A 16,585-nucleotide genomic window follows, 5' to 3' on the forward strand; every position below is an offset into this window, starting at 1 on the left:
CTTGGGCTGACCGTTTTGTTATGTGGTGGGGTTAAGCGGTTTTACTGCTGCTTTAGCCGCGCTGGAGTTCGGGATCGCCGATGGCGTAGATCTGCCCCACTGCCGTCTCATCCGCCAGCAGGCGCAGCCCTTGGGTGGCCACATCGGTGCGGCGTACCAGTCCATGAACCTCCTTGCCCTGACTCAGTTCGGCACGGCCGGTAGCGTCGCCATCCTGCAGGCCCGCCGGGCGCAGAATGGTCCACGCGAGGGAGCTGGTCTGTAGCCAGCTCTCCGCCAGACTCTTGAGGCGCACCTCGTGGCCGAAGGCGGCGCGGGCCCGCTGCGGCAGATATTGCCAGCTGTCGCCGCAGCCGAGAGAGGTGACCAGCAGCAGCCGTTTCAGACCTGCCTGCTCCATGGCATCGATCACATGACGGTTGCCCTGATAGTCCACTGGAGCTGCCTGACGGAAGCTGCCGAGGGTGGAGACAACCTGGGCATCTTGCCCCGCCCGGGCACACGCCTGCTGCACCGCAGCCGGATCCAGTGCATCCCCTTCGATGACGTCTACTCCCTGCGCACCCAGCTCCGTGGCCATCTCGGGGCTGCGCACCAGCGCAACTACCCGATGACCATCAGCGAGAGCGTGGTGAGTAAAGGCGCGGCCTAGCCCGCGGCTGGCTCCGAAAATCAGTGTGGTTGGCATAACTGAGCTCCCTTGGCAAAAGGGGCTAGCCTAGTGGCTTGTTTGCTCGCTGTAAATGAGAGTTGTTTCTATTTGTGAATCGGCAATGATGAGAAAGTGCGAGCCGCCAGTGACTCGCACTCTTTTGAGAGGGGATCAGCCGTTGTAGCTGCCGATGCTGGGGCGACGGCTGGGACCGCTCAGGTGGATATCCACCGGATTGAATGCCTTGATCGCTTCATAGCTGAAATCACCGATCGCCTGATGCAGGCTCTGGGGCGTGTGGTTGGTGATGATGATGACGCTCTTTGACAGGTTGCGACGGCGGCGCAGCAGGTGGCCGAGGAAGCTGGACTGGCTCTCCGCCATCTTGGCGCGGTTGGCCGATACCTCATCGATGATCAGCAGATCCACCTCTTCCAGCGCGCGGCGGTACTGGTTGCGCTCATCCTGGTCGGGGATGACGTTGAAGAACAGCCGATCGACGATGGAGGCCCACTGCTGGAAGATCACCGATTTCTGGTGACGGGCGATCAGCTCATGCGCCACCGCTCCCGCCAGCGTTGACTTGCCGGTGCCGTAGTCGCCGTAGATCAGCATGCAGCCGCCACCGCTCTTCTCCCAGTGCTCGAAGCCGCTGATAAAGTAACGGGCTGTTTCGATGGGGTATTGCAGCGCCGGGTCACCGGCATCCATCTTGTCAAATACCCAGTCAGGGTTGAGGTCGGCCTGGGCGATCAGCTTCTGGATCCGCTCCTGACGGGCCGCCTTCTGCAGCTCGCGCACCTCGGCGTTGGCCTTGGCGTCGTACTCCTTGCGCAGGGTCTCGTAGTCATACTGGCCGCCACCGGTCTCTTGTTGCAGGCGACGAATGCGCTCCAGCAGGCCACCCACATGGCGGCTCAATTCCGGGTCGTGAATACGGTGATCCTGCTTGGCCTTGGCGATCTTCTGGCGCTTGGCTTCGATCTCTTCCAGCTCCTGGCGCAGGGGATCTTGCGGGTCAGTCATGAAATGCTCCTTCTGCTCGATCAGGGATGGGTAGACAGGGGATTGATTCTGCCTGCAGGCGGGGGCCGCTATCAATCATTATCCGGCTCCTGCTGCGCTGCGGGTTCTTGCGTCTGCTGTTGGGCCAGTCGCTTGGCCTCTTCAATCATCTGCTGTGCCCGTTTGCTGGGGCCCGACTCTGCCGGGGCCGGCGTCACCTGCTGGTAGCCCTGCACCTCCATTGGTTTGCGACGGGTATAGCGGCGGGTCTTGAGGGCGCGAATGAACTTGAGCATCCATTGATGCTGGGAGTCGAACACCTCGGGGCGTCCCAGCCAGTAGGCGATAAACTCCCCCAGATCCTCTTCGCTGTAGCTGGCATCGATCACTCCGCACAGACGGGCGAGTGCGGGCAGCTCTTCGTCCGGTCGCCACTGCAGATGCATCTGGAAGGGGCGCTCCGGCAGCGGGCTGCGCAATTTCTGGGTCAGCAGCGGTAACTGGAACGGGCACTGATGGTAGTGCTCACTCTCGGGCTGAGCCTCGACCTGCAGCAGACCCGCCTCCATCAGTTCATCGAACAGCTCGGTGAGCTGGCGGGCATTGACCTGAAACGAGAAGCCGCAGGGCTCGCCCGGGTCGACCACTGCCAGCGCCCGGCCCAGCTCGGGATAGTTGAGCCTTGCCGCCTGATTTTCCAGCACCAGTCGGCGCAGCTGCAGGGTGTAGAGACTGCGGGCCGGATGGGACAATCTTGGGTGGGCAAGGGCGCTGTATTCGGCTGGGGTCATGGTCTTCTTCACGAGCTGGAGTGGGGGGCATTATCCCTTATGGCGCCCACTTGCACAATTCGGATGGCGGTCGTAGTCGCGGGGCCTCCCGAGTGAATAGAGCTACGCGGACGGATGGGGTTCTCCTGATGCCTTCGTATGATCGAGGTCTACTTTTGACGCAGGGTTTCCGCGCTGACCGCACTTTTGAGCTAGTCTTAATACCTAAATAACCAATTGACTAATAAGAGCTTTATCAAGATGTCAAAAGCCGGGCTACGGATCCTGGTGGTGGAGGACGAGGCCGTTTTTCGCCACTCGTTAGTGAGTTACCTCGCACGGGACGGGGCAACGGTCTTTCAGGCCGAAGATGGTATTGAGGGGCTATCGGCGGCGGCCCTCTACCATCCCGATGTGGTGCTCTGCGATCTCAATATGCCCAATATGGATGGCCACGAGGTGATCGCCTGCCTCTCTGCGCGCTATCCCCATATTCCGGTTATCGTCATTTCGGCCCAGAGCACCATGGAGGCAGTCGCCAGCGCCTTGCGTGCCGGTGCGCGGGATTATCTGCTCAAACCCCTCGAGGATTATGCGCTGGTCGAGCGCAGCATCGAACAGTGTCTCAACGGCAGCGTCAACCGGGCGCAGCAGCTTGAGCTGATGGATCACATCGACTATTTCAGTGCCCACGACAAGGCGGCCAGCCGCCTGCTGGCGGGGCTCAAGCCACCGGGCTTGCAGGAGTGGGGCCCCTGGCAGGTCACGTTCAAGGGGCTGGGGCAGTTGTTTATTCCCGATACCTTCAAGGTGGAAGACAAGCTACTGGTGCTGGTGATGGAGCTGCCAATCATGGGAACGGATGCGGCATTTTGTGGTGCACTGGTGCGATCCTTGATGAACGTCCCCTACCGCCAGTTTCAGCAGAACGAGAGCCGGTTGCTGAGCCAGCCGCACCGGTTGCTCGACTACCTCAACCATCAGTTGATGGCATCCGGGCTTCGCCACTCCTTTGCCATGGCGGCGCTGCTGTTTGATCAGCATGATGGGCTGGTGTTTGCCAACGCTGGGCTCACCTCTCCCCACTGGCTGATGCGCTCCGGCGGCTTGCCCCTTGGTCTGATGCGCAGCAGCCACTACGCCCTGCACAAACGCAGCTGGCATGAACCGTTCGCCCTGCAGTTTCGCAGCGACAGCGGCGGCTCACTGGATGTGCAGGTTCGTCATCACTGATGCCGCCTGATAAACAGGCCAAAACAAACAGGGCGCCGATGGGCGCCCTGTTTGTTGTTTACAATCCAGACCGTTTAGACGGTGGCGGAGTGCATTTTTTTCTCTTGAGCCTGCGGCTCTTTGGCCGGGCCTTCGGCACCGTGCATCCAGTAAACCAGGCGGTTGGCCATGGTCAACAGGATCAGTGCGCTCAGTACCGCCGCCAGGGCGATGCCACCGAAGATGGCGATCGGGCCGGCTTCACCCACGAAGGAGCCGATAAAGCCCGCAGCGTAGTTGGCCAGGGCAACGAAGCCAAACCAGGCACCCATCATCAGGGAAGCCAGACGCAGCGGAGCCAGTTTGGTCACCATGGAGAGGCCGATCGGGGAGAGGCAGAGCTCGCCCAGGGTGTGGAACAGGTAAGCACCTACCAGCCAGAACATGGAGGTCTTGACGGTGTTGTCACCACCCTGCTGCAGCACGGCACCAACCATGAACAGGAAGCCGATAGCCAAGAACAGCAGACCCATGGCGAATTTCACCGGAGAGTTCGGCTCTTTCTTGCCGAGCTTGATCCAGATGGCCGCAACGACCGGTGCCAGGGTGATAATGAAGAAGGGGTTCAGGGACTGGAACCAGGCGGTCGGCACTTCGAAGCTGCCGATCATGCGGTCGGTATACTCCTGGGTGTAGAGGTTCATCAGACCACCGGCCTGCTCGAAACCGGCCCAGAAGATGATGGTGAACAGACCCAGTACCAGAATAACCTTGATGCGATCCACTTCCTGCTTGGTCAGCGGTGCTTTCTGCTCGGTAGTACGCAGGGCGGCTGCGCGCTGGGCGGCAGTGACGCGACCGATGTCACCCAGGAAACGCTGGGCCATGGTGGCCTGGATCACCAGAGAGAGCAGCATACCGATACCGGCGCCGACGAAGGCGGCTTGCCAGCCGTAGGCGGTGGCAGCAGCACCACAGATCACGCCTGCCAGCAGGGAACCCAGGTTGATACCCATGTAGAAGATGGTGAAAGCACCATCACGGCGGTGATCGCCCTCTTCATAGAGGTCACCCACCATGGTGGATATGTTCGGTTTGAACAGGCCGTTACCCACGATCAGCAGCGCGAGGCCCGCGTAGAACATGGTGTTGACCATATCCGGGAACATGGCGTGGGGCAGTGCCAGGGTGAACTGACCTGCGGCCATCAGCACGGCACCGATCAGGATGGCGCGACGTTGACCCAGGAAGGTGTCTGCCAGCCAGCCGCCGATCAGCGGAGTGATATAAACCAGGCCGGTATAGATACCGTAGAGTTTGAGGGCATCTGCCTGACTCCAGCCCAGACCGCCGTTGGCAGTCAGGTCGGTCAGATAGAGCACCAGTACGGCACGCATGCCGTAATAGGAGAATCTCTCCCACAGTTCGGTACTAAAGAGCAAAAAAAGCCCTTTAGGGTGACCTAAAAAGGTCCCTTTTGACGGGTTATTCATTGGAACTTCCACCTGTGTCTTATATTTTTTTGAGTTTTTTATGCAAGGGCGAGAAACACGCCTCAATCCTTATAGAGCATGTGTGAATAAATTACAACATTATGATTTGCTGAGAGTTTATTTGCTCTTGATTGATTTTTTGTTGCAAAAATGAAAAAGGGGCATCATTTGATGCCCCTTAAATACGTCTATAAAAAACAGATTTATCAGCGATTACAACTGCTTGACGAACTGCTTCAGCCAGCCGATGAATTCACCATTCAGCTCGTGATGGCGCACACCATATTCCACATTGGCTTTCATGTAGCCCAGCTTGCTGCCGCAATCGTGGCTCTTGCCCTTCATGAAGTAGGCGTTGACCTGCTCCTGCTCCATCAGCATGGCGATGGCGTCAGTCAGCTGGATCTCGTCACCGGCACCGGCTGGGGTCTTCTCCAGCAGCGGCCAGATATTGGAGGAGAGGACGTAACGACCCACCACCGCCAGATTGGAGGGGGCTTCGTCACGGGGCGGCTTCTCGACAATCGCCTGCATCGGCAGGGACATCCCCTCGCTCAGGGCCTCGCCCTTGATGTCGGCGATGCCGTACTTGTCCACTTCGCTCTCCGGAACCGCTTCCACCATGATCTGGCTGATCTGGTTCTCTTCGTACATGTGCACCATCTCGGCCAGGTTGTCCTGCTTGGGGTTGCTGGCAACGTCGTCGATCAGCACATCCGGCAGCAGCACGGCAAACGGGTTGTCACCGATCAGCGGGCGGGCGCACAACACAGCGTGGCCCAGACCTTTGGCCTCACCCTGACGGACGTGCATGATGGTGACGTCTTTAGGGCAGATCTGTTGTACCTCTTCCAGCAACTGACGCTTGACTCGCTTCTCGAGGGTCGCTTCCAGTTCGAAACTCTTGTCGAAGTGGTTTTCGATGGAGTTCTTGCTCGAGTGGGTGACCAGAATGATCTCCTTGATCCCGGCGGCGATAGCTTCGCGCACTACGTACTGGATCAGCGGTTTGTCGACCACCGGCAACATCTCTTTCGGGATGGCCTTAGTGGCTGGCAGCATACGGGTACCCAGACCGGCTACCGGGAGCACGGCCTTACGAACAACAAGAGGAGTCTTTTTCATGGAAAACTATCCAGCGGGATTAAAGTGCGGCAATCATACCCCAAGAAAAATGGGGCAGCCACAGGCTGCCCCATTTGCAACTGATCCATTCGACTTTATTTGACTATTATCATGTCTCTGTTGGCTTCCAGCGTGGCCGGGCCAATGCCATTGACATCCGCCAGCTGATCGACCGAGGTGAACTTTCCCTGTTTTTCCCGATAGTCGACGATGGCTTGTGCCTTCTTGTCACCAATCCCTTTAAGGCTGGTGAGTTCGGCAAGGGTGGCCGTATTGATATTCAGCTTGCCGGTCTCCTTGGCGACCGAGGCTGTGGTTGTTTGCTTGGGCGTTGCCTTATCTGCGGCCAGTACGGGTTGGCTGAACAGGGGCAAGCAGGCCAGCAGCATGATTGCAGAGAGTTTCTTCATCAGCATTTCCATTCCTCCATGATGTGGATATTGCCGAGCGGCACATTGATGAATAGCGTATCGAACGGGTCTTTTTCACTGCTATTTCTAACAGGTCAAAACCTCATGCCGATGGCGAAATATTTGCTATAAGCGCTTCGCTATGAATGCCCTCATATATCCAAGCGTATGATCTTGAATCTATTTTAGATACATCTTTAAGGTGGCGGGCACGCTTTCCCGCAGCGCTACGCTCTAGACATTTCTGGCTCATCACATGGCATTGTTCTGTGCAACACTGCGCTGATGGCATGTTTCACTGGTCTTCAAAAGAGAACCAATAAAAAAGGCTGCTCACCTGGGGTGAGCAGCCTTTGTGATCGGTTTTTTCAGACAGGCACTGATTAGGCTTGTTCGTCAGCCTGGGCAGCCTGGATACCGGTCAGGGCGATGGTGTAGACGATGTCGTCAACCAGGGCGCCACGGGAGAGGTCGTTGACCGGCTTGCGCATGCCTTGCAGCATCGGGCCGATGGAGACCAGGTCAGCGGAACGCTGCACCGCTTTGTAAGTGGTGTTACCGGTATTCAGGTCCGGGAAGACGAACACGGTGGCTTTACCAGCAACCGGTGAGTTCGGTGCCTTGGACTTGGCCACGTTCTCCATGATGGCCGCATCGTACTGCAGCGGGCCGTCGATGATGAGGTCGGGGCGCTTGGCCTTGGCCAGCTCGGTCGCTTCACGCACTTTCTCTACATCGGCACCGGCGCCAGAGGTACCGGTGGAGTAGGAGATCATGGCGACGCGCGGCTCGATGCCGAAAGCGGCAGCAGAGTCGGCGGACTGGATGGCGATCTCGGCCAGCTGCTCGGCGGTGGGATCCGGGTTGATCGCGCAGTCACCGTAGACCAGCACCTGGTCAGGCAGCAGCATGAAGAAGATGGAGGAGATCAGGGAAGAGCCCGGAGCGGTCTTGATGATCTGCATCGGCGGACGGATGGTGTTGGCAGTGGTGTGCACCGCGCCGGATACCAGGCCGTCAACTTCATTGCGCTCCAGCATCATGGTACCCAGTACCACGTTGTCTTCCAGCTGCTCGCGGGCAACCACTTCGGTCATGCCCTTGTTCTTGCGCAGCTCGACCAGACGCGGTACATAGCGCTCGCGCACAACTGCCGGATCGATGATCTCGACGCGATCGGTCAGTACCACACCCTGCTGTTCGGCAACGCGACGGATCTCTTCCGGGTTACCCAGCAGTACCGGACGGGCAATGCCACGCTCGGCACAGATGGCGGCAGCCTTGATGGTGCGCGGCTCGTCGCCTTCCGGCAGCACGACACGCTTGTTGGCCTGACGGGCCAGCTCGGTCAGCTGATAACGGAATGCCGGCGGGCTCAGACGACGGGAACGGGTAGAGCTGACAGTCAGTGACTCGATCCAGTGCTTGTCGATGTGGCCAGCGACGTAGTCCTGTACCAGCTCGATACGCTCGCGGTCATCTTCCGGAATATCGACGTTGAAGTTCTGCAGGCTGACGGCGGTCTGCCAGGTGTTGGTACCGGTCATCATGATCGGCAGGCCGGTGGCCATGGCCTGTTGGCACAGCGCCATGACCTGCGGCTCCGGATGGTAGTTACCGGTCAGCAACAGGGCGCCCAGCTTGACGCCGTTCATGGCGGAGAGGCAGGCGGAGACGATGACGTCAGAGCGGTCGCCGGAGGTGACCAGCAGGCTGCCCGGACGGAAGTGCTCGACCATGTTGTGGATGGAGCGGGCGCAGAAGGTCACGGTCTGCAGGCGACGGCTGTCCAGCTCACCTTTGTGCAGGATCTTGGCGGCCAGATGCTTGGCGAGATCCTTGGCGCGCGGGGCGATCAGCTGGGTGTTCCAGGGGATGCAACCCAGGATGCGCAGCGGGCTCTTGCCGAACACTTGCAGCACTTCCAGGTTGTGAGCCGCGTCAGAAGCGTGGTGATGGGCTTCGAACATCTCGGTCAGGTCAGGGCGGGTTACGCCATGCTCGTCAACCGGCGCGCCAACCTTGTTGATCACGCAACCAACGATGCGGGGGTTGTTGACACCACCGAAGTTGGAGCAGGCCAGCTCGATGCGCTCTTTCAGTTTCTGGCTGGAGTCATGGCCCGGGTGGGTCACGAATACCATGTCAGCGTCCAGCGCCTTGGCCACGTCGTAGTTCAGCTTGTTGGCAAAGGGTTGCTTGTCGGTCGGCACCATACCTTCGACAACCAGCACTTCGGCACCACTGGATTTCACGTGCTCTTCGAAGCGGGCAACGATCTCTTCCAGCAGGATATCGGTGTTGCTGGAGCTGATCATGTTCTCGGCGTAGGAGAGGGTGAAGGGCTCGGGCGGGTTGATGTTGGCAGCAGCGCGGATAACGGCGGTTGAGCGCTCGGCACCGGTTTCACCCGGACGCGGCTGGGCAACCGGTTTGAAGAAGCTGACATTGACACCGTGACGTTCCATGGCGCGAACAACGCCCAGACTCACGGAAGTTACGCCGACACCAGTGCCGACCGGGATAAGCATAATAGTGCGTGCCACTTTATACCCCTTGTTCATTTTTTGGGATCAGGAAAAGGCCGCCCTGTGGGCGGCCTCGAGTTACTGCGTCAATTAAGCGCCGACCAGTTCCAGCGCGTCGTGGGCGATAACCCACTCTTCGTTGGTCGGGATAACCAGGGCCTTGGTAGAACCAGCCTTGGTGATCTCGCCACCCTTGCCGAAACGAGCCTTCAGGTTGGCGTCGTGATCAACGTCAAAGCCCAGCAGACCCAGCTTGTTCAGGGTGATTTCACGGATCGGGGCAGAGTTTTCACCGATACCACCGGTGAAAACAACGGCGTCCAGACGACCGTCCATGGCGGCAGCGTAGGCGCCGATGTACTTGGCCAGGCGATAGCAGTAAACGTCCATAGCGCGCTTGGCTTCTTCTTTGCTGTCGTAGTTGTCTTCAACAAAACGGCAGTCGGAGGTCACTTCGGTCAGACCCTGCAGGCCGGACTCTTTGGTCAGCATGGTGTTGATATCGGCCACGCTCATGCCCAGCTTGTCGTGCAGGAAGAAGATGATGGCCGGGTCCAGATCGCCGGAGCGGGTACCCATCACCAGACCTTCCAGCGGAGTCAGGCCCATTGAGGTATCAACGGATTTGCCGTTCTTGATGGCGCAGACGGAACCGCCATTGCCCAGGTGGCAGTTGATGATGTTCAGCTCTTCAACCGGCTTGTTCAGCTGCTTGGCAGCTTCCAGGCTGATGTAGTAGTGGCTGGTGCCGTGGGCGCCGTAGCGACGGATGCCGTTCTCTTTGTAGAGCTTGTACGGCAGGGCGTACAGGAAGGCTTCTTCCGGCATGGTCTGGTGGAACGCGGTATCGAATACGGCCACGTTCTTGTCAGCCAGCGCCGGGAATACGCGGCGAGCTTCACGGATACCGATCAGGTGAGCCGGGTTGTGCAGCGGTGCGTACGGAACGGCGGCTTCGATGCCGGCGATCACGTCTTCACAGATGACAACGGAAGAGGTGAAGCGCTCGCCGCCGTGAACAACACGGTGACCGATGGCGATCAGGTTCTTGGACAGTTCCGGATTGAGCGGCAGGATCTTGTTGACGATGAAGTCCAGCGCTTCCTGGTGAGCGGCACCCGCGCCCAGATCGGCACTGCCTTTCTCGCCATTCAGTTTCCACTTGATGCGGGCATCGTCGAGGTTGAAGCACTCGGCCAGGCCGGACAGCAGGTCATCACCGGTGGTTGCGTCAATGACGGCAAACTTCAGGGAAGAGCTGCCACAGTTAAGAACAAGAACCAGCTTACTCATGAATAAATCCTATCGCAGATTGGGTTGTGTAGGCGGATGCGTTGGACGCGGTGCGGCCAAAAACTTTCAACTTATCCTTATGAGGGTTGGCAATCTGTTGCTTGCCCCTTGTATAGTGATACAAGACCCGAAATCCAGACGTCCCTGACAGGTCAATAGCAAGAAGCTTTTGACGCAAAAATGGGCGTACAAAGGATAACCCGATTGTTGAAAAATAACAAAGTCATCCTCAACCTTTGTTACTTTGCATCAAATTTTGTCGAGGTTTTGCCGTTAGTACGTTCAAAAAGCGCTCGGAGGTAGTATGAGCATGAACATTTTTGGAACTAAGTTACAGCAAGGCCGCCATTATATGACGCTTTGGCCGCGCCGTCCCGAGCTCAATTCGATGTTTCCTGAAAATCGGGTGATCAAGGCGACCGAGTTCGCTCTCAAGGTGATCCCCGCGCTGGCGGTGCTGAGCGTGATGCTGCAGTTCCAGTTTGGCGAGCAGCACTACTGGCCTTCCGTTATCACCTCCGTGCTGTTTCTGCTCAGCTTGCCGCTGCAGGGTTACTACTGGCTCGGCCAGCGTGCCGATACCCGATTGCCCCCGTCGCTGGCGAGCTGGTATCGGGAGATCAACGGCAAGATGAACGAGCAGGGTGGCCGCCGTCAGCTGGTCTCTCAGCCGCGCTATGAAGAGCTGGCCGATACCCTCAAGGCCGCCTTCCAGCAGCTCGATAAATCCTTTCTCTACGAATAACCCGTTTCAGATGCAAAAAGGCGCCAGTGGCGCCTTTTTTGTTGCGGTCGGTGTGCGGATCACGCCGCCAGCACCTTGCGGATCTCCTGGATGGAGAGCTTGTACTGACGGGGGCACTGACGCCACACCTGCAGCATCCGCTGGTACTTGTCGCGCATGGCGATGTCGCTGGAGAGCTCGTCGCACGGGCATTTGAGTTCGGGGAAGCGCTTGTCCACCTCCAGCAGGAAGCAGACATAGTCAGCCAGCTCCCGCTCCTGACTGCGGCTGTAGCCATTGAACTCCAGCCGGCTGGCATTGATCTCGCTCTGATCGGCCCCATCCAGATTGCCCCATGAGATGGCCAGTGCGTGGTGCAGCTCCAGGGTATCGATCACCTCCTGGCAGGTCGCCAGATCCAGATGGCCGAAGCTCTTCTCCAGCTCGAGGATCTGCAGGCAGTAGCCGCGCTCGATGATGGTGCTGGCGCGCTGGTAGACGTCCGCCTTCTCCGGGTTGAGTTTCGCCAGAATTTCGTACTGGTTGCTCAGGATCAAACGCTCAGTGTTGCTCATGTTCATGGGATATCTCGCTGGAAGATGATTCTGGGGTCACGTTAACCCATATATAAAATGAATTTTTTGATCTGGGCGGGGGAGTTGGTGAGAAAAATCCGTTGGCAAGGGGCGGCTGGCCAGACAAAAAAGGCCTGCATGGCAGGCCTTTCAATGACGCAGGGGAGGATTATCCCTTGAGGAAATCCAGTACCACCTGATGGTGATCGCTGGTTTTGAACTTGTCGAAGTGGTGGGCAATCTTGCCCTCTTCGTCGATCAGGAAGCTCTGACGGTGAATGCCGTCATACTCTTTGCCCATGAACTTCTTCGGGCCCCAGACGCCAAAGGCATCGGCGACGGCGTGGTCTTCATCGGCCAGCAGGGTGAAGTTGAGCTGGTCCCGCTCTTCGAACTTTTTCAGCCGTTTGGCCGGATCCGGGCTGATGCCAAGCACCACCACATTGAGAGCGGCCAGCTCGGCGTTCACATCGCGCAGGCTGCAGGCCTGGGTGGTGCAGCCGGGGGTCATCGCCTTGGGGTAGAAATAGACCAGCACCTTCTTGCCGCGCAGGCCAGCGAGGCTGACCTGATTGCCATTCTGGTCGGGCAGGGAGAAATCGGGGGCGGGGCTGCCAGCTTGTAGTGGTTGCATGGGGTCTCCTCGGGTAAAACGCCCTCAGGCGTGTTTGCGATTGACGATAAACTCGAACGATTCGGCACCCAGTTGACGACAGAATTCGGCGAAGGCGGTTTGCGAACCTTCCACTTCACCTTCTCTGGCCAGATTGAGCTGAAAACTGATCTTCAGCAGGTTGAACGGCTGCTGCTCCAGAGTCATGGATTGCATCGCCTGAATGTTCCAGCCATGTTCGCTGAAGAACTGGGTGCACTGGCTTACGATGCCGGGCTCGTCGCGGATCAACAGGTCGGCACTGGCGCGGACGTCATACTGCAGGGACTGGTGGCGTTCGGTGCGTTTCATCATGGTGATGAGATCCCACTCCTGGCTACGCAGGGGCAGGCTGATTTCGAGTTGCATCATGCTGTTCCAGTCGCCCGAGAGCAGCATGATAAAGGTAAATTCATTGCCGAAGATGCCAAGGCGGCTGTCCACAATGTTGCAACCACAGCCACTGACGTGGCGGGTCACTTCATTGACGATGCCAGGCCTGTCCGTGCCGATGGCCGTTACGACCAGGTAGTGAGTCATAAATCTTCTCTCGTCCGTTATTTCGTTGCGAAAGCCGCGCTGGCAAGCCAACCCTCCGGCCCTGATGACCACTCCCTGAGGGACGCTGCCGACTTTCGTCCATTACTTTTTGTTCCGGATGGTATCACGGCTTGCCCCCTCTCTCCCTTGTTTTTCAAAGGGGGCAGCTTTACCATTACGCCCCTGAAAATCGGGAGAAAAGTCCATGTTACGCGGTAGTATTGTTGCGCTCGTTACCCCCATGCTGGCTTCAGGTGAAGTCGATTGGGCCAGTCTGGCCAAGCTGGTTGACTATCATGTCAGCGCCGGGACCTGCGCCATTGTTGCGGTTGGGACCACAGGGGAATCGGTGACCCTGAGCGAGCAGGAGCATATCGCCGTCGTTGAAAAGACCGTTGAGTATGCCGCCGGACGCATTCCCGTCATCGCCGGTTGCGGCTCCAACAATACTGCCCATGCTATTGAATTGGCAAAGCGACTAGCCAAAACCGGCGTGGTGGCGGGTCTCTCGGTGACTCCTTACTACAACAAGCCCACTCAGGAAGGTCTCTATCGCCACTATTGTGCGATCGCCGAGGCTAGTGGTCTGCCCCAAATTCTTTATAATGTGCCCGGTCGCACCTGTTGCGATCTCAAACCGGAGACCGTGGCCCGTCTGGCCAAGGTTCCCGGCATTATCGGTTTGAAAGAGGCAACCGGCGATTTGAGCCGCACCCCGCTGCTGCGCGAGCTGTGCGGGCCGGAGTTTGCTCTCTACAGTGGCGATGATGCCACTGGTTGTGATTTTATGCTGCAAGGTGGCGATGGCGTGATTTCGGTCACCACCAATATTGCAGCGGCCCAGATGGCCGACATGTGTCGTGCTGCGCTGGCCGGTGATGCCGGGCAGGCGCATGACATCAACAATCTCTTGATGCCGTTGCACAAGACTCTGTTCTGTGAACCGAGCCCCACCCCGGTGAAATGGGCCTGTGCCCAACTGGGGTTGATTGCAACAGCCACCTTGCGCCTGCCGCTGGTTGACCTCACCCCCGAGGGCGAGCAGCTGATGGCGCGAGCACTGACCACAGCGGAGTTGATGGCGAGTGTTTAAATCTAATGGAAAGGGAAATAGAGCCCGTTTGGTGCTGAGCGTTGCGACTGTGGCCGTCTTGGCCGGTTGCAGCACCCCCCAGGATCGCAAAATGGCCAACCGCGACTTCGGTTATGAAGATGCCCGCCTCGAGGGCCGCGCGTTCTTGATCCCCGCAGGATTGAGTGCCCCCACCTTCAACAGCCAGTACGATATTCCGCCGCTTCCCGAGAGCAGCCGTGAAGGTGCCCTCGGCGCCCAAGTTGATGTGCGCCCACCTGCTCAACTGCTGACCGTGGTACCGGGCAGCCAGGTGGTGCAGAGCGCAACCGAACCGACCGTTGCCTTCTATGCCCTGAGCACCAGCCAGAGCGTGGAGCGCGATACCTGGTCGTTCCTGATGAACTTCCTGGCCAAATACAAGGTCACCACCGAGAAGCTGGATCAGCAGGATGGCGTATTGCAGACCGGTTGGTTTGACAACACTGTCGCCCTCGATGGCTGGGGTGAAGATGACGAAGACTTCAAAATCCGTCAGCGTTACCAGTTCACCGTGCGCAACGATGCCCAGCGCCACGCCGTCAACATGTCGGTTCGGGTGCTGGATCACGAAGAGACCATCGATGGCGAGACCAGCAACAAGCTGACCCCTGCCGATGCCCAGCGCTATGCTGCGCGAGTGCTGAACCAGTTCTCGCTCTATTACGACAGCCAGCTGAAAGCCCGCGAGCAGCACAAGTCCAACGATGGCATGGGTCTGCAACTGGGTCTGGACAACAACGAGCTGAGCGCCTGGATTGCCGAAGGCTCCTTTGATCAGGTGTGGCGTCGCCTCAACCAGGTACTGCCTGCTTACGGTTTCACCATCAAGGATACCCAACAGTCTCTGGGCTGGATCGACGTCGAGTACGAAGAGCCGGGTGCCGAGTTCTGGAAGGCGAAAGGGAGCGAGCCGTTCAAACTGGAGGAGGAGAAATACCGCTTCCAGCTTGGCGAAATGGCGGGAGGCAAGACCTCCATCACCCTGTTCGACAAGGACAAGAAGCCGGTATCGTCCGGGGTTATCTCCCAGATGTATATCAGCCTGTCCGAGGCGTTCGCCAAGGGGCTGGCCGATCAGGCAGCAGCAAAAGCAGAATAAATACAGGGGCCTTGTGCCCCTGTTTTGTTATCAAAATCCCCCTGAAAACGCGGGGATTCCGAGTGGTTTTCGATGATGCGAGCCCCCTTGCCAGCCCGTTGCAAACAGAGCGCGCAGGTGAGGAATTCGCGATGTTTACCCCCCACAAACAGGAAGTGTTATTAGCCATGAGTCTTGCAGATCAAGTATTGGCGGTGAATGACGATTTGCCGATCCGTACCGATAAACCTGTCCATTCCGGCAAAGTGCGCAGCGTCTACTGGTTGACCCCCGAAGACAGTGCCCGGCTCATAAAAGAGAAAGGCTATGATGTGCCGGCCGATGCGCCCCTCGCCCTCATGGTGATCAGCGATCGCATCTCGGCCTTCGATTGCATCTGGCAAGGTGTGGATGGCCTGAATGGCGTACCGGGCAAAGGGGCTGCGCTCAACGCCATCTCCAGCCACTGGTTCAAGCTGTTCAAGGAGAAGGGACTGGCCGACAGCCACATTCTGGATATTCCGCACCCCTTCGTCTGGATCGTGCAAAAAGCCCGTCCGGTGATGATCGAGGCGATTGCCCGCCAGTACATCACCGGCTCCATGTGGCGTGCCTACAAGGATGGCGAGCGCGAGTTCTGCGGCATCACCCTGCCGGAAGGGCTGAAAAAGGATCAGAAACTGCCGGAGATCCTCATCACTCCCTCCACCAAGGGCGTGCTGAAAGGGCTGGATGGCGTGCCGGAAGCCGATGACGTCAACGTCTCCCGTGCCGATATCGAGCGCCACTATAAAGGCTTCAACTTCAGCAAACCGGCCGACATCGACCGCTACGAAGTGCTGCTCAAAGAGGGCTTCAACGTCATCAGCGACGCGCTGGCCGGGCTGGATCAGATCTTCGTCGATACCAAGTTCGAGTTTGGTTACGTCCACGATGCCGCCGGCAACGAGAAGCTGATCTACATGGATGAAGTGGGCACCCCCGACAGCTCCCGTATCTGGGATGGCGCCGCCCTGCGCGACGGCCAGATTGTCGAGAAGTCTAAAGAGGGTTTCCGTCAGTGGCTGCTCAACCACTTCCCGGATCCGGACATCCTGCTTAACAAGAACCGCATGCCGGAACGTTTTGCCCTTGCTCGCGACAACAAGCTGCCGACCGAAGTGATGATGGATATCTCCAACACCTATGTCGGGATCGCCGAGAAGATCATCGGCCACAAGCTGGCGCGTTCTGCCAATCCCAAGCAGGAGATCATCGAGGTGCTGCGCGATCAGTACGGTCTGATCGACTAAGGGTTGCTCTCTTTTTTTGTCGTCAACAAACAAACGTTTGCTGATAGTGAGGGATATAGGCAGAGAAACAGACGGGCCCCGCTACGGGGCCCGTTTTTATTGCTGGTCTGGCGGCAAGCGAG

16 protein-coding genes are annotated in these 16,585 nt (G+C 58.2%); 5 read left to right on the forward strand and 11 right to left on the reverse strand.

Features of this window, described 5'->3' with window-relative positions:
* Window positions 1–52: 52 nt before the first annotated feature.
* The 3 genes from AB5Y99_RS10560 to AB5Y99_RS10570 all read right to left on the reverse strand — a co-directional run bounded on the left by AB5Y99_RS10560 (window position 53) and on the right by AB5Y99_RS10570 (window position 2,448).
* Window positions 53–688 (reverse strand): SDR family oxidoreductase, encoded by a 636-nt coding sequence (locus tag AB5Y99_RS10560; protein WP_368209684.1) that lies wholly within the window; start codon window positions 686–688, stop codon window positions 53–55.
* 135 nt (window positions 689–823) lie between these two features.
* Window positions 824–1,678, reverse strand: a complete 855-nt coding sequence (locus AB5Y99_RS10565) for a DnaA/Hda family protein (protein ID WP_368209685.1) — start codon at window positions 1,676–1,678, stop codon at window positions 824–826.
* A gap of 71 nt (window positions 1,679–1,749) precedes the next feature.
* Complete coding sequence (locus AB5Y99_RS10570) at window positions 1,750–2,448, reverse strand: DnaT-like ssDNA-binding domain-containing protein (protein WP_159158249.1); 699 nt, start codon at window positions 2,446–2,448, stop codon at window positions 1,750–1,752.
* Window positions 2,449–2,688: 240 nt separating this feature from the next.
* On the opposite strand from AB5Y99_RS10570, the gene AB5Y99_RS10575 reads away from it, so the two are divergent.
* Window positions 2,689–3,660 (forward strand): response regulator, encoded by a 972-nt coding sequence (locus AB5Y99_RS10575; protein WP_021231964.1) that lies wholly within the window; start codon window positions 2,689–2,691, stop codon window positions 3,658–3,660.
* A gap of 74 nt (window positions 3,661–3,734) precedes the next feature.
* On the opposite strand, the gene AB5Y99_RS10580 is transcribed toward AB5Y99_RS10575, so the two are convergent.
* From AB5Y99_RS10580 to AB5Y99_RS10600, 5 genes are all read right to left on the reverse strand, one after another.
* Window positions 3,735–5,132, reverse strand: coding sequence for a peptide MFS transporter (locus AB5Y99_RS10580; RefSeq protein WP_150997404.1), 1,398 nt, complete (start codon window positions 5,130–5,132; stop codon window positions 3,735–3,737).
* Between the two features lie 213 nt (window positions 5,133–5,345).
* The gene (gene galU / locus AB5Y99_RS10585; protein ID WP_100654493.1) at window positions 5,346–6,257 is read right to left on the reverse strand and encodes a UTP--glucose-1-phosphate uridylyltransferase GalU; all 912 of its coding nucleotides are present in this window, start codon (window positions 6,255–6,257) and stop codon (window positions 5,346–5,348) included.
* A 95-nt stretch (window positions 6,258–6,352) separates the two neighbouring features.
* Complete coding sequence (locus AB5Y99_RS10590; protein ID WP_064341080.1) at window positions 6,353–6,673, reverse strand: ComEA family DNA-binding protein; 321 nt, start codon at window positions 6,671–6,673, stop codon at window positions 6,353–6,355.
* Window positions 6,674–7,050: 377 nt separating this feature from the next.
* Window positions 7,051–9,231 (reverse strand): phosphate acetyltransferase, encoded by a 2,181-nt coding sequence (gene pta, locus AB5Y99_RS10595; RefSeq protein WP_005339119.1) that lies wholly within the window; start codon window positions 9,229–9,231, stop codon window positions 7,051–7,053.
* A 54-nt stretch (window positions 9,232–9,285) separates the two neighbouring features.
* Entirely contained in the window at window positions 9,286–10,488 is a 1,203-nt protein-coding gene (locus AB5Y99_RS10600; RefSeq protein WP_005349210.1) for an acetate kinase, read from the reverse strand.
* 304 nt (window positions 10,489–10,792) lie between these two features.
* On the opposite strand from AB5Y99_RS10600, the gene yfbV reads away from it, so the two are divergent.
* The gene (yfbV, locus tag AB5Y99_RS10605; RefSeq protein ID WP_043851809.1) at window positions 10,793–11,233 is read left to right on the forward strand and encodes a terminus macrodomain insulation protein YfbV; all 441 of its coding nucleotides are present in this window, start codon (window positions 10,793–10,795) and stop codon (window positions 11,231–11,233) included.
* A 59-nt stretch (window positions 11,234–11,292) separates the two neighbouring features.
* Here yfbV and AB5Y99_RS10610 read toward each other — a convergent pair whose 3' ends face one another.
* The 3 genes from AB5Y99_RS10610 to AB5Y99_RS10620 form a co-directional block, all read right to left on the reverse strand.
* Window positions 11,293–11,793, reverse strand: a complete 501-nt coding sequence (locus AB5Y99_RS10610; RefSeq protein ID WP_236293688.1) for a YfbU family protein — start codon at window positions 11,791–11,793, stop codon at window positions 11,293–11,295.
* 163 nt (window positions 11,794–11,956) lie between these two features.
* Complete coding sequence (gene bcp / locus AB5Y99_RS10615; RefSeq protein ID WP_005358255.1) at window positions 11,957–12,421, reverse strand: thioredoxin-dependent thiol peroxidase; 465 nt, start codon at window positions 12,419–12,421, stop codon at window positions 11,957–11,959.
* Window positions 12,422–12,445: 24 nt separating this feature from the next.
* Window positions 12,446–12,979 carry a glycine cleavage system protein R gene (locus AB5Y99_RS10620; RefSeq protein WP_005349229.1) on the reverse strand — a complete coding sequence of 178 codons (534 nt, stop codon included), beginning with the start codon at window positions 12,977–12,979 and terminating at the stop codon, window positions 12,446–12,448.
* Window positions 12,980–13,184: 205 nt separating this feature from the next.
* Here AB5Y99_RS10620 and dapA point away from each other — a divergent pair, with 205 nt between their 5' ends.
* The 3 genes from dapA to AB5Y99_RS10635 all read left to right on the forward strand — a co-directional run bounded on the left by dapA (window position 13,185) and on the right by AB5Y99_RS10635 (window position 16,463).
* Window positions 13,185–14,072 carry a 4-hydroxy-tetrahydrodipicolinate synthase gene (gene dapA, locus AB5Y99_RS10625; RefSeq protein ID WP_139410839.1) on the forward strand — a complete coding sequence of 296 codons (888 nt, stop codon included), beginning with the start codon at window positions 13,185–13,187 and terminating at the stop codon, window positions 14,070–14,072.
* Window positions 14,065–15,192 (forward strand): outer membrane protein assembly factor BamC, encoded by a 1,128-nt coding sequence (bamC, locus tag AB5Y99_RS10630; RefSeq protein WP_005349235.1) that lies wholly within the window; start codon window positions 14,065–14,067, stop codon window positions 15,190–15,192. Before dapA ends, bamC begins: the two co-directional genes overlap by 8 nt.
* A gap of 167 nt (window positions 15,193–15,359) precedes the next feature.
* The gene (locus AB5Y99_RS10635; protein WP_040065098.1) at window positions 15,360–16,463 is read left to right on the forward strand and encodes a phosphoribosylaminoimidazolesuccinocarboxamide synthase; all 1,104 of its coding nucleotides are present in this window, start codon (window positions 15,360–15,362) and stop codon (window positions 16,461–16,463) included.
* Window positions 16,464–16,585: the final 122 nt, after the last annotated feature.

This window comes from Aeromonas sp. R4-2 (genome assembly GCF_040908295.1).
Taxonomy (GTDB): domain Bacteria; phylum Pseudomonadota; class Gammaproteobacteria; order Enterobacterales; family Aeromonadaceae; genus Aeromonas; species Aeromonas veronii.